This is a genomic window from Pseudoalteromonas sp. S3178, from assembly GCF_005886985.1.
In the GTDB taxonomy this organism is placed as follows: Bacteria; Pseudomonadota; Gammaproteobacteria; order Enterobacterales; family Alteromonadaceae; genus Pseudoalteromonas; species Pseudoalteromonas carrageenovora.
On record NZ_PNCW01000027.1, the window covers coordinates 172,163 to 186,270 of the forward strand.

8 protein-coding genes are annotated in these 14,108 nt (G+C 38.5%); all 8 read right to left on the reverse strand.

Translation table 11 applies throughout. The annotated features are described in order from the left end of the window. Nucleotides 1-11: 11 nt before the first annotated feature. The 8 genes from CWC11_RS08890 to CWC11_RS08925 all read right to left on the reverse strand — a co-directional run bounded on the left by CWC11_RS08890 (nt 12) and on the right by CWC11_RS08925 (nt 14,104). A complete protein-coding gene (locus tag CWC11_RS08890) occupies nt 12-251 on the reverse strand; it encodes a glutaredoxin family protein (protein WP_138682400.1) in 240 nt (79 codons plus the stop codon). Beyond that, entirely contained in the window at nt 244-2,361 is a 2,118-nt protein-coding gene (rlmKL, locus tag CWC11_RS08895; RefSeq protein ID WP_138682401.1) for a bifunctional 23S rRNA (guanine(2069)-N(7))-methyltransferase RlmK/23S rRNA (guanine(2445)-N(2))-methyltransferase RlmL, read from the reverse strand. Before rlmKL ends, CWC11_RS08890 begins: the two co-directional genes overlap by 8 nt. Before the next feature lie 91 nt (nt 2,362-2,452). Continuing rightward, nucleotides 2,453-2,983, reverse strand: a complete 531-nt coding sequence (locus CWC11_RS08900; protein ID WP_138682402.1) for a cell division protein ZapC domain-containing protein — start codon at nt 2,981-2,983, stop codon at nt 2,453-2,455. 127 nt (nt 2,984-3,110) lie between these two features. Next, nucleotides 3,111-4,121: a quinone-dependent dihydroorotate dehydrogenase gene (pyrD, locus tag CWC11_RS08905; protein ID WP_138682403.1), complete on the reverse strand. Its 1,011-nt coding sequence runs from the start codon at nt 4,119-4,121 to the stop codon at nt 3,111-3,113. Between the two features lie 118 nt (nt 4,122-4,239). After that, nucleotides 4,240-9,081, reverse strand: coding sequence for an NAD-glutamate dehydrogenase (locus tag CWC11_RS08910; protein WP_138682404.1), 4,842 nt, complete (start codon nt 9,079-9,081; stop codon nt 4,240-4,242). A gap of 209 nt (nt 9,082-9,290) precedes the next feature. Further along, on the reverse strand, nt 9,291-11,612 hold the full coding sequence (locus CWC11_RS08915; protein ID WP_058550153.1) for an efflux RND transporter permease subunit: 2,322 nt from the start codon (nt 11,610-11,612) through the stop codon (nt 9,291-9,293). Continuing rightward, nucleotides 11,612-12,607, reverse strand: a complete 996-nt coding sequence (locus tag CWC11_RS08920) for a WD40/YVTN/BNR-like repeat-containing protein (RefSeq protein WP_138682405.1) — start codon at nt 12,605-12,607, stop codon at nt 11,612-11,614. The genes CWC11_RS08915 and CWC11_RS08920 overlap by 1 nt, the downstream gene beginning before the upstream one ends. Before the next feature lie 132 nt (nt 12,608-12,739). Continuing rightward, on the reverse strand, nt 12,740-14,104 hold the full coding sequence (locus CWC11_RS08925) for a DUF1329 domain-containing protein (RefSeq protein WP_138682406.1): 1,365 nt from the start codon (nt 14,102-14,104) through the stop codon (nt 12,740-12,742). Between the last annotated feature and the right edge of the window lie 4 nt (nt 14,105-14,108).

Sequence of the window (14,108 nt, forward strand, 5' to 3'; positions counted from 1 at the left end):
CTTATTTGCTCTTAATCTGCTTGCGTCATAAATTCACGTGCACTGTGTGCACTAAAAGGCCAATATAGTTGCAGGCCTTGTTCACTTTTTAATACAGGAATACGTGTTTGATACTTGTTAATAAGCTGCTCATCAGTAATTATATCAACCAATTCTAATGAGCTTGAGGCATCAAGCAAATCAGTAACTAGTTGCTCAGCTTGCTCACACAAGTGGCATCCTTCTGTATGATACAAAACCCATTTAGCCATGCGTAATTAACCAGCTATTGTGAATTTTTTTGTTACGCTTAAAATCTGGCGATAATGTTTTTTCAGAAATATTAACTGCTTTTAAACCTAAACCAATTAAGCCTACTTCATCCATAACAAAACCACGCTTGTTATTTGAAAATATTAAAGTACCTGAAGGGCTTAAAATCTTTTTAACCCACGTTAGTAGCTTAATATGGTCGCTTTGCACATCGAACGCATCTTTCATACGTTTAGAATTAGAGAATGTAGGCGGATCTAAAAATATTAAATCGTACTGTGCTGTTGCATGCTCAAGCCATTTTAAGCAATCGGCTTGTTCAAAACGATAACGTGTATTGCTTATATTATTTAGATCAAAGTTATCTTGGCCCCACTTTAAGTAGGTTTTAGATAAATCAACAGTAGTAATCGCTTTTGCGCCGCCAAGGGCTGCATGCACAGATGCACTACCTGTATACGCAAATAAATTTAAAAAGCGTTTATCTTTGGCATTTTCTTGAATATAACGACGTACTAAACGGTGGTCTAAAAACAAGCCTGTATCTAGATAATCAAACAGGTTAACTTTAAATTTCGCACCAAACTCTTCAACTACCATAGTACGATTTTGCTTTGCCATAGGTGTATATTGCTCTTCACCCTTTTGCTTTTTACGTACTTTTACCGCAATGTTTTCTGGTGCGATATTTAACTGTTGTGCAGTTAAACTAATCACATCTTGAAGACGTTTATCTGATGTTTTTTCATCGATTTCTTTTGGTGCTGCATATTCAAAAATAACAGCCGAATCGCCATACACATCTACGGCTACGTTGTATTCTGGAATATCAGCATCATATACACGATACGCCTGAACTTCATTTTGCTTCAGCCAGTTTTTTAACCCTTGCTTGTTCTTTTTCAAACGATTAGCAAACGACATAGAGCCTTCAAAGTTAAGTGCTGGCTTATCTTCAGTCGTTAAAATAACTTGCTTATCATCCAATTGGTACAGATTAAGCTCAACGTCAAGGGGTCCATTTTTAAACTTGTAACGTTTAAGCCTGACTAGTTTTAACAGTTTAAATAAGCTCTCATCCAAGCCCAGTAAAGCAAGTTTCCAATGGTTAAAGTGCTTTTTAAAACCAACACCCATATTACGGTGTAAATTTACAAGCTCAGCCATAGAGCCAATCCGTTCGCCATAAGGTAAGTTTGAAATAACGACCCCTGGTAACTTAGCAACGGGTGTTAATTTTGTCGCATCACTTTGTTTAAATTTAATAACCGTATCAAGCTCAGCTCGCTCTGCGTTTGCTATAGCTTTATCGAGTACTAGAGCGTCGTAATCGTGACCAATTAACCATAATTTAGGATCGGTGATTTGCGCTAATAACTCTTCACGAAGTTGCTTAAATTTAGCCGCTCTAAAGCTTGGCAAACGCTCAAATGCAAACCCTTCTCTAAATAAGCCCGGGGCTTCATTGCGTGCCATACCCGCAGCTTCTATTAAAATAGTGCCGGCACCACAACATGGGTCAAATAAAGGTTGGTTTACATTATCAAGCCAGCCACTTCGTTTAATAAGTGCAGCGGCTAAATGTTCTTTAATTGGCGCTTTACCTTGGCCTTGACGGTAACCACGTTCAGATAAACGCGGGCCAGAATAGTCAATGTACATTGAAACGCCATGACGATTAAGGCGCGCAACAACGCGTACGTTTGCATCTTGTTTATCAACATTTGGGCGTTGTTCATATAAATCATTGAAATAATCTACAATGGCGTCTTTAATCACTAATCCTGAAAACTGCGTGTTTTTCAGTGAGTCATTTGTACCATTAAAATCTACAGCGAACGTTTGGGTAGGACCAAACCACTCTTGCCAAGGTTGCAAGCGAGCAAATTTGTATAGGCTATCTTTGTCATTAACGCCTTCTTTTTCTTCGATAAGCATAAGCACACGCGTAGCAAAACGGCTTGATAAACACACCTTTTGCGCCAGTAATGAGTCAGCCTCAAAACGAACAGAACCCACAGTTTGCTTAGACACAACTGCGCCAAGCTCTGTTAGTTCATCAACCAATAAATTTTCGATTCCGATAGAAGTAAGTGCGATAAATTGCAAAGTAATAACCCTTAATAGCTAATTGCGCAGGATTATAACATAGGTTGGGGGACAAACGCGCCATAAACACACGTATAAACGTTAAATTTGGTTATGCTGTTTGGCTTTGATATTGCTGATTTAATAGTGGGTGAACACGATTGTTTAGTACACGTATCACTTCAAACTGCTCAAGAGATAAATTATCATCAAGTTTAAAGTTTTCGCTTAAATTAATGCAAATAGAAGCATCAGGGCAATGCTCTACAATTAAAAACTCACCAATTTGTACTTTAGATGAAAGCTTAATTATTGCCTCAACGCTTGGCTCATTTCCGGTATATTCTTGAAAGAACCAACTTTTAGAAAGTACAGGTTTTAAATGAAATTTTACAGCTGTAGCATTTAACGCTATCTGGCATATTTGAGCAGGCTTATATAAATTAAAACCATCCAAGTAATTATAGACTTGTTCATAAAATGCAGCATCTTCAAGGCTAAAACGAGGATTACTAAATACGCAGTCGGTAAGTTGTCTTAATTTATAAGGTGTGCGTAATTGCATATTATCATCTAAATCGAGTAATAAACGATTTTGTTTAGGACAAGCAATCCACTGCCATTGCTTTGATGCTTGTAACATGTGCTCCTCCTTGGATAACGTAGTAAATAAATAATGCAATAGACTTAAAGTATAACCGCTTTTGACCATTTTATAAATGCCTGCTTAGAACATTTATTGAACGATCAAAAGCTTAGATAACTGATCCTTATAAGCCGTTAACGATCGACTTGACCAATTGTGGACCTTTATAGATGAACCCAGTATAAACTTGAACCAAATTTGCACCGGCATTTAACTTTTCTTTTGCAGATTGGGCGTCATCAATACCCCCTACCCCAATTATTGGTAAGTTACCTGTGGTTAGGCGCTTTAATTCGCTAACTACATGCGTAGAGCGCTCTCTTACAGGTAATCCAGATAAGCCACCCGCTTCATCAGCGTATTGTTGACCCATTACGGCACTGCGTTCTAGTGTGGTATTTGTTGCAATTACACCATCAATTTTATTACTTAATAATGATTCGCTTACTTGTGCTATTTGGATCTCATCAAGATCTGGCGCTATCTTTACAAGCATTGGCACTTGTTTATTGTGCTTTGCAATTAAATCAAGCTGCTCATTTTTTAAACTTTGCAATAAGTCATCCAGTGCTGCGCCATATTGTAAGTCACGAAGTCCTGGTGTATTTGGTGATGAAATATTTACGGTAATATACGAAGCATGTTCGAAAACCTTACGCATACAATGAATATAATCATCTTTACCTTGCTCATTAGGCGTATCTTTATTTTTACCAATATTAATGCCTAAAATGCCCGTATATTTAGCAGCTTTAACATTATTAACTAAATTATCCACGCCTTTATTATTAAAACCCATGCGGTTAATAATCGCATTTGACTGAGGAAGTCTAAATATACGTGGCTTATCGTTGCCAGCTTGTGGACGAGGTGTAACCGTACCTACTTCTACAAAGCCAAACCCCATTTGGCTAAAAGCATCAATACATTCAGCGTTTTTATCAAGGCCAGCTGCAAGTCCAACAGGGTTTTTAAACTCTAGTCCTAAAAAATTTACCGGTTTATCTGCAATGCTTTGAGACCAAGCTGCATTAAGCGGTGTATTAGCAAAACGACGAAGATTATTAAGTGCAAACTCATGTGCCCACTCCGCATCACGGGTAAACATAAAACGGCGAGCTAAATCATAAAACATCAATATAATCCTCTTTAAATTGCAGACAAAAAAATACCTCAGACAAGGCCGAGGTATTATATAGCAATTTTAAAAATTAACTGATTATTTACTAAATAAATAACCGTTAAAAGTTAGATTATTTGCATGGAGTATCACAGTTATGGCTTAACAGCATCAATTCACGCAGTGCTACTGAGAACTTAGCAAAGTCATGGCTTTGCGATGTTTTAAACTCAGCAAGCATTTGCTTCCAGCGCTGAAGCAATAAATCTTGGCTATCCATCCATTGATCAATTTGTTTATCAACATCGTTGTCATCGCCTTCAAAGCTATTAAGAACAACTTCTGACAATGTACGTTGCTGCCAATCAAGTTCTTCACGATATGAAGAACGAGCCAGCGCTTGCCAATGATTAGCAACAGGCTGATGCGTTATTTGATCTAAGAACCAATGTAAGCCCATACGCGCACCTAGTTTAAAGTAGGTGTTTGATACCATAGAAATATTTTTACTTGAGCTATTAGCTATTTCGGCTAAATCCATTACAGAGAATAAACTAGATAAAGACACAATACGCATAGCGATATCTTTAGGTACACCGCTTTGAACTAGCTTATCTGACTCAACAACTATACGTTCATTCTCTTTTTCGACCATGTAAGAATTTAAGTTTTCACTCAAGTCTTTAAATACTGGTGCAAAGTATTCGATTGATTGTTCAATAGTGAGGGCTTTATTACGATGACGTAAGAACCAACGTGTTGCGCGGCGAACTGTGCGGCGAAGTTGGTAAAGCATTTCTGTTTGAACTGAAGCTGGAATTTTATTATCAAGCGCACTGATAGAAGACCAAGTATCGCGCATTTCAAATATTTCACTGGCAATTGAATAACACAATGCTATTTCAGCTTCGTTAGCGCCTGTTTCTTCATGCATACGTACCATGAAGTTTAGGCCCATGTCATTAACGATATTATTAGCAAGTTTAGTCGCTATAATTTCTTTACGCAGTGGATGATTATTCATCGCATCGTTAAACTTTTCACGTAGTGGACGTGGGAACGATTTAACAAGTAATTGGCGGTAATAAGGGTTTTCAGTAATTTCTTCTGTTACTAATGACTCTTTTAATACCATTTTTGCGTAAGATACAAGTACAGAGAGCTCAGGGCGAGTTAAGTCTTTACCCGCTGCTGCACGTTCTGCTAATTCTTCATCGCTCGGAATAAACTCTATAGCGCGGTTTAACTTGCCTTCTTTTTCAAGAGCATGAATAAAGCGAATTTTTTCTTTAAGAGTTGAAGCCCCTTTAGACTGCGTGATAGAAATTGTATGCGTTTGACGGTAACAATCTTTAAGTACCAATTCAGACACTTCATCAGTCATCGAATAAAGCAGCTCATCACGCTGTTTACGCGTTAAATCACCTTCGGCTACTAAACCATTTAATAAAATCTTGATGTTAACTTCGTTATCTGAACACGCTACACCGCCAACGTTATCAATAAAGTCTGTATTTACACGTCCGCCTTTAGCTGCAAACTCAATACGACCTAATTGAGTCGCACCTAAGTTACCACCTTCACCAATTATTTTAGCGCCTAACTCTTTACCGTTGATACGTAGTGCATCGTTTGCACGGTCCCCTACATCAGCATCGGTTTCTTTAGAGTGTTTAATGTATGTTCCAATTCCGCCATTCCATAATAAATCGAAGTTCATCATTAATGATGCTTTCATTAGCTCATTAGGCGTCATGCTTGCTTTTTTAGTGCCCAACATTTTTTTCATTTCTGGGCTAAGCGTAATTGATTTAGCAGCACGAGAGAAAACACCACCACCAGCAGAAATTAATTCTTTATTGTAATCTTCCCACGACGAACGCGGTAAATTAAATAAACGCTCACGTTCTGGGTAAGACGTAGCTGCATCAGGATTCGGATCAATAAATATGTGCATGTGGTTAAATGCTACTTGTAAACGAATATGTTTAGATAACAACATACCATTACCAAATACATCACCCGCCATGTCACCAATTGCCACTACAGTAAAATCGGTAGTTTGACAGTCAATATCCATTTCACGGAAATGACGTTTAACAGACTCCCACGCGCCTTTGGCGGTAATCCCCATTTTCTTATGGTCGTAACCTACAGAGCCGCCTGAAGCAAATGCATCACCTAACCAGAAGTTATATTCATTGGCTATGCCATTTGCGATATCAGAGAACGTAGCGGTTCCTTTATCGGCTGCAACAACTAAATAAGCATCGTCTTCATCGTGGCGAACAACATCTCTAGCAGGCACAATTTCACCGCGCTCAATGTTATCAGTTATATCTAAAAGCCCACGAATGAATATTTTATAACACTCTTGGCCTTCTTTAATAAACGCCTCGCGTTCACTTGGTAGCTGTTTACATACAAAACCACCTTTAGAGCCTACAGGTACAATTACTGTATTTTTAACTTGTTGCGCTTTAACTAAGCCTAGTACTTCAGTACGGAAATCTTCACGACGGTCTGACCAACGAAGTCCACCACGAGCAACTTTACCATAGCGTAAATGCACACCTTCAACGCGCGGAGAATATACAAAAATCTCAAACGCAGGAAGCGGAAGTGGTACATCTGGAATTAGGCTTGGCTGTATTTTAAACGACACATACGATTTAAACTGCCCTGCATCATCTTTTTGGAAATAGTTAGTACGTAACGTAGCAACAATCATATCTACGTATAAACGTATAATACGGTCATCATCAAGGTTTGCTACGTTTTCAAGCTCTAGGTATATTTGATTACTTAATTTTTCGAGAGTTTTAGCACTCGCAGGGCTTTTAACTGAGAACTTTTTAGCAAATAAATTTACAATTTGCGCTGCAATATTAGGGTAATTTGCAAACGTACTCTCAATGTAGCTTTGCGAGAAAGTAACACCGATTTGGCGCATGTACTTAGCGTAAGCACGTAAAATAGAGGCTTCACGACCTGTTAAGCCGCCCATTAACACTAAACGGTTAAAGCCGTCATTTTCTAAGCGGTTGCCCCAAACGTTAGTTAACGCAGCACGAAAACGTGCTGAAATTTTATCAAAGTCAGCCATCCCTTTACTATCGATCAGCATCGAGAAGTCCATGATCCAATTAATACGCCCATCGCTTGTTTTAACTGAATACGGCGTTTCGCCAACAACGCGTAAGCCAAAGTTTTCAAGCATTGGCATAACATCAGATAAATGAATTGGCTCATCTTTATGAAATAAGCTCAAACGTACAATATTGCTGTTAGCTTCTTCTTGTGGACGGTAAAACAGCATTTCTAATTTGTTTTCGTCACTAAGTAATTCTAACTTTTCGATATCTACAACCGCAGCACTTGGCAATACTTCATCTTTATATGAGCGTGCAAATGCATTGCAGTATTTACGGTTTAAATCGTTACCGCGTGCTTCGCCTGCAGATTCTAATAGTGCAGATTGTAGTTTGTCTTCCCACGTTCGCGCAGCTTCTACTAAGTTGTTTTCGATGTCTTTCACGTTATATTCGATATTGTTGTCGGTCACACGAACGGTGTAATGAGTACGCGCAAGTGTTGACTCAGAGAAATAAGTAGTAAATTCGACTTTATCGTCAGAATTAAATGCATTAGCTAAAATATCTTGGGTTTCACGACGCAGAGCGGTGTTATAACGCTCACGCGGAACGTAAACCATACAAGATAAGAAACGGCCATATGCATCTTTACGTACAAATAAGCGACACATGTCACGCTCTTGTACTTGTAAAACACCCATAGCAACTTCTAAAAGTTCGCTTTCGCGTGCTTGAACTAGTTCGTCGCGTGGGTAGGTTTCTAAAATATTTAATACCGCTTTATAAGCATGAGTGCCTTTAGCAAAGTCACACATATCCATAATACGATTAATTTTACTTTTTAATACAGGTACATCAGCTGCACTGTTATTGTAAAAACTTGAAGAGAATAAACCAATAAAGCGGTCTTCGCCAATAACATTCCCTTCATCGTCAAAACGTTTAATACCTACGTAGTCGATGTAAGCCGGGCGATGCACGCGAGAAACGGAGTTAGTTTTTGTTAGAATAAGTAAATTGCTGCTGCGAGCTTCTTGACGAGCGACTTCAGGTAACTCTGATAATAAACGTGAATGCTCTTCTGTAGAGTTTTTCATCAAGCCTAGGCTTGTGTCCATTTTACCTTTTAATTGGTAATCACCTTGAACTGGGCATAATTCATATTCACGGTAGCCCATTAGCGTAAAGTTATCTTTAGCTAACCAGTCTAAAAACTCTGTTGTTTCTGATATTTCGTGTTTGCTTTTTTTATGATGACGTTTAGGTAACTCTTTAATTACCGAAACTAACTTTTTACGAATTGGCTGCCAGTCATCTACAGCAATAGAGACATCAACTAATACAGACTCGAGTTCTTTTTTGAAAGACTCAATCACAGATGTATCTGTTTGACGGTCAATTTCAATGAAGAAAACAGTTTTGGTTGATGTTGATTCTTGCTCAGCTTTTAAATTTGATAAGCCAGAGATTTTTGCATCACTATCGCGTTGAATTTTTAATGGGCAGTGAAGTAATAAGTGAGAGGCAATATTTTCGCGCGTCATGGCCATACGCACTGAGTCTACTAAAAATGGCATGTCTTTCGTAATTATCTCTACGATAGTGTGTGACGATTGCCAGCCATCTTTTGCCACTTCAGGATTAAAAACGCGAATAAAAGCGTCATCAGTGGTATTTTTTTCTAGCGAATTCCAAAGGCTTAGTGCTGCGCCATAAAGGTCACTATCGTTGCGGTGTGCCAAATCCTCTTTAGACATATTGCTGTACAAGGCTTTGGCGAATTTTTCAACGAGTAACACATTATCAGCGTGAACTTTTTTCTGGATAAACTTACAGACATTATCTAGGATAACCGAGGCTTGGCCTTCATTTCGTGTCATTGTATGTTCCTTAATCTATTGCTGCTAAAAAGCAGAATATTTGTACAGCGATTTATTAGTGTGGAGTCAGCTAAATTCTAACCCTTTTACAGCTAATAAACAGCCTTTTCGATGAAAACATTTTAAGCATTTCAGCTATTTGGTCATCTATTCACAAATTATAGATATAAATGGCCTATACAGGCCATTTAGGAGCAAAATTATTCACATTATTTTTTCTGGTCAGTCCAGAGCAAGCTACCAATTGCAGGTAATAACAGCACTGCTCCTAACATATTCACTAAAAACATGAAGGTTAGCAGTATGCCCATATCAACTTGGAATTTAAGATCTGAGAAAATCCAAGTACTCACACCAATAGCAAGTGTAATCCCCGTAAAGAGTACTGCACTGCCTCGCTCTACAAGTGCATTTCGATAAGCGACACTAAGCGGTACATTTTGCTTAAGCTGCCCCATCATCGACGACAATATATAAATACCGTAATCAACACCAATACCAACGCCTAGTGCAATTACTGGCAATGTAGATACTGTTAAACCAATTTCTAACTGCACCATTAAAGCTTGTGCAAGGGTTGATACAATATAAAGTGGCAGAACAACTGCTATCGTTGCTTTTACACTTTTAAAACTCAGTAAACACAAAATGATTACAGCGCCATACACATAAAGCATCATAGGAATTTGCGCCGCTGATACTGACTCATTTGTTGCCGCCATAACACCTACAGGGCCTGAAGCTAATCTAAAGGCTAATTTGTCTGTACCCTCTTCTTGTGCAAATTGCTTAACGCTTTGAATTACCGTATCGATTGTTTGTGCTTTGTGATCATCTAAAAATATAATCACTGGCATAACAGAGCAATCACCATTTAAAAGCCCGGTACTGGTTTCTACACGCGCTGTTGATTGAACTAAGCTTGCAGAATTACGTGGTAGGCTTTGCCATTTTAAATTTCCTTCGTTATAACCTGCGTTAACAGATTGCGCTACAGAGCTTAAGCTCACAGCAGATTGCACCCCAGTTACATTTTCAACTTTATATTGAAAACGACTAATACGCTGCATAACATCGTGTTCAGTACATGCGGCTGGGTACGCCTCTACAATCACTTTTAAAATATCTGATGAAATTGTGTATTTATCAGAAATTAAAAAAGTATCTTGGTTATAACGAGCATCTTGATGTAATGATGGCGCGCCAGCATGCAAATCACCAATACGCATCTTATCTGCCTGCCAATAACCCAAAGCAAACAATACAAGCGTAAATCCAATGATCATTTTAGCTATTTTAGGATCGGTTGCTTTAACTAAAACGTCTCTAATTTTATCTAGCATATTTGGTTTTTCGGCATCGCCCGATTGAATATGGACGCTGTTTTCAAAATTCATATATGAAGCCCATACAGGCAGCAAGATTAAATTAGTAAAAATAATTACAGCAACACCTAAGCTTGCTGTTATAGCCAGCTCGCGAATAATACCAATATCAATGGTAAGTAACGTTAAAAAGCCAACTGTGTCTGAAAGTAGTGCGATACCACCCGGTACTAGTAAAGCTCTAAAGCTTGATTGACAGCAAACACGCGTAGTTTTTCCTTCACCCACTTTTTTGCCAATCGCATTTATCATCTGCACGCCATGGCTCACACCTATGGCAAATACTAAAAACGGGACCAAAATAGACATTGGGTCTAGTCCGAACCCTAAGCTAGAAAGCAATCCTAACTGCCACACTACAGCAATAATTGAACACGCTATAGGTAAAATAGTCAGCTTTAAGCTACCGCAAAATAACCAAACCATAATAAAGGTAAAAGCAATCGCAATTGCAAAAAATAAGACAACCCCTTTTGCCCCCTCAGCAATATCGCCTGCCATTTTTGCAAAACCAATAATATGAATACTCACTTTATCAGTGCTTAACGGCTCTCGTAAGTCGGTTTCAAGTTTTTGAGCAAACGCTAAGGTGTCTAGTTTTTGCTGAGTCTGCGGATCAGTTTCGAGCAATTGAGCGCTCACCATGGCACAAGAGTAGTCACTTGCAATCATGCGCCCTACTACTTTAGCTTTTTCGATGTTCTCTTTAACAACACCTAAACCACGTGCATCAGCCTTAAAGTTTGCAGGAATAATTGGGCCGCCAGCAAAACCATCCTCTACCACTTCAACAAAACGAGCACTTGGAGAAAATATAGAGTTTACTAATGGACGGTTAACACCAGGAATGAAATAAAGTTGATCGTGTACTGCTTTTAATTGAGTAAAAAACTCAGGGTTAAAAATATTACCGCTGTCGTCACATACAGAAATTAAAATACTATTTGCGCCGCCAAACTGTTTTTCGTGTTTGGTATACACTTTCATATAGTCGTGATTTAACGGGATGTTTTTATTAAATGACGCATCAAGTTGAATCTGAGTCGCTTTAAATACAAGCAAACACGTTATAAGTGCAAAACTTATAAGCATAATTAAGCGATGTCTAAAAATCGCCTTTTCAATAAAATCGAGTAACTTATGCATTAAGGGGTTAACTCCTTCACTTTAATGCCGTCTTCAGTCGCCATAATTAGTTTATTATTTAAAATTACGCCATCAAGAATGGCTTTACCGTCGGCGAGTTGTTCATGCGTTAATAATCCATCCTGTAGATGAAAAATAACACCGCTGTTAGCAAGCATCAGCCATTGTTTATTATTGTAATTAATAATGCTGTTGATGGTGGCTGTTTTAATATTTTCGAAATGCTGCCATTGCTGTTCATTATTTTGCTTAACAAAAACATTGCCACGAAGTCCTGCTACAATTTCTTGTTCGCTATCAGAGGCAAGCGCAAAAAATGAACCTGGGTATATTTCTTCAAGTCGCACCCAAGTTTGACCATTATCGGAGCTTGTAGCCATTAAACCCATTTCACCAACGAGCATTAAACCATTATCTGTTTTTTCTATACGGTTAAAATGAGGTAAAATAGAGGCCGTTTCAGCTTCATAACCTTCAGGGTCAGTTTCTTTTAAATCGTTTAGATAGTCTCTATCTTCACTAAATAATAGCGAGTCTAAAAAACGTTTTTGCCAATGTTTTCCACCATCACTAGTATGATAAAACATGCCGTATGCGCCGACTGCAAAACCGTTTAAATCGTCTTCAAATAAAATATCGAGGCAAGGTTTGTCTAATTCAGGTTTAACTTGTTGTAACTGCCAGTTATTACCGCCATCAGTCGTATTAATAATTGTAGCGTCGTGCCCACAAGCCCAACCCTTTTTTTCACTGCTAAAATCAACAGCTGTTAATAGCACTTGAGTTGGTACAAGTTCAGCTTGTTGCCACTTATCGCCTGATAGGCTCTTTATTACTGTGCCATGTTTACCAACTGCAATTAAGCCATTACCTGTATCTGTAATATCAGTTAATAGCGTTTTATTTGCATTAATTGCACTGATTGCATTTTTAGGAGCTTCTTGTGCAACACTCGCACCGCTTATAATCAGGCTGGCATATACCAAATACTTCATAAATTTTAATCGCCTTGAACGAGATAATTGTTTGTCTTTATATACTGAGGAAAACGTTGCGCGATTTGATATTAGACAAACGCGATGTGAAAGGAAAAGGCACTTAACTAAAGTTAAGTGCCTAATTTATTACTATCTACCAGCGCGACGTAAAGCGCTTGATGTAAATTCGTTATCGTTAAACGACTGTGAAAAATCGTACATTTTTTCTTGGTTATCTAAACCAATCGCTAAATAACGACGAGAATTCAAATCGTGATAAACTTCAAGTGTACTCCACTGTGTAGGTACTTCGTAATAGTTAAGACCATAAGCCATAGCTACACGATAAAGTTGGTCGCGGTTATCATAAATATCCGTAACCTGTACTTGCCAGCTATCTTCATCAATATAAAATACACGTTTTTTGTATATATGGCGCGTATCATCTTTTAAGTTTGCTTCTACAACCCATACACGATGTTTTTCGTAGCGTGTATGTTCTGGGTTGATATGACCTGGTTTTAAGATGTCATCATACTCAAGCTTGTCGCTGTGAAGTTTATAGCTGTTATACGGAATATATAACTCTTGCTTACCTTTTAACGTCCAGTTGTAACGATTTGGAGAACCGTTAAACATATCAAAGTCATCAGTTGTACGTAAGCTATCAGCCGCTGTACCTGGTGCATCATAAGCTACGTTAGGTGCACGACGTACGCGGCGCTGCCCTGAGTTATAAGTCCATGCTTGACGAGGTGTTAAAATTTGGTCCATTGTTTCATGAACTAATAACGCTGTACCCGCTAAACGCGCAGGCTCTGTAACGCTTTGTTTAAATTTAAACAAAATGTTTGAGTCTTGAAGCTCTGCAGGTGTTGCACTTGGATCAGAGTATTTAACTAATAACTGCTCATCAAAACCTACGTAGTTGTAAGAGCCTGATGCTGTTGGCGCCGCTTGACCGCCAAAGCGTTCAATTGACTGCCCACGATAACGCAATAAATGGTTCCAAATTGCTTCTAAACCCGTTTTAGGAATTGGAAAAGGAATACCTATTGCAGTATTTTTAATCCCATTCCCACCTTCAACTAATTCAGCAGTAGCAGCAAACTTTTTAGTCGCATCATATACAAACTGAGGGTATGACGCAGAACGGCGAGTTTCATACACAGGCATTTTAAAAGTGTCAGGGTATGCTTCAAATAATGCAATTTGACCGGGGCTTAAGTTAGCTTTGTACTTATCGATATTTGTTTTATCAATAGTAAAAAGTACTTTGTCTGCAGTATATGGGTCTAAATGATGCATGCCAGGCTCATAGCCTTTTGGTGCAGTTGTAATTCCGTTGTTCCAAGCTGGAATAGAGCCATCTGCATTAGCTGCTTTTTCAGCACCCAATGGGGTTAAGTCTTGTCCTAAACGAGCAACTTCGTCAGCGCTCATTTTTGCCAATGCGGCACTGCTTGCAAATAAGCTACAAAATGCAGTAGCGATGAGGGTAGGTTTTTTAATCATAGTA

What these genes read in the sequence shown, in the direction of transcription:
- CWC11_RS08890 (WP_138682400.1), bottom strand. Translation starts at nt 251, where the DNA reads ATGGCTAAATGGGTTTTGTATCATACAGAAGGATGCCACTTGTGTGAG.
- CWC11_RS08900 (WP_138682402.1), bottom strand. Translation starts at nt 2,983, where the DNA reads ATGTTACAAGCATCAAAGCAATGGCAGTGGATTGCTTGTCCTAAACAA.
- pyrD (WP_138682403.1), bottom strand. Translation starts at nt 4,121, where the DNA reads ATGTTTTATGATTTAGCTCGCCGTTTTATGTTTACCCGTGATGCGGAG.
- CWC11_RS08910 (WP_138682404.1), bottom strand. Translation starts at nt 9,081, where the DNA reads ATGACACGAAATGAAGGCCAAGCCTCGGTTATCCTAGATAATGTCTGT.
- CWC11_RS08915 (WP_058550153.1), bottom strand. Translation starts at nt 11,612, where the DNA reads ATGCATAAGTTACTCGATTTTATTGAAAAGGCGATTTTTAGACATCGC.
- CWC11_RS08920 (WP_138682405.1), bottom strand. Translation starts at nt 12,607, where the DNA reads ATGAAGTATTTGGTATATGCCAGCCTGATTATAAGCGGTGCGAGTGTT.
- CWC11_RS08925 (WP_138682406.1), bottom strand. Translation starts at nt 14,104, where the DNA reads ATGATTAAAAAACCTACCCTCATCGCTACTGCATTTTGTAGCTTATTT.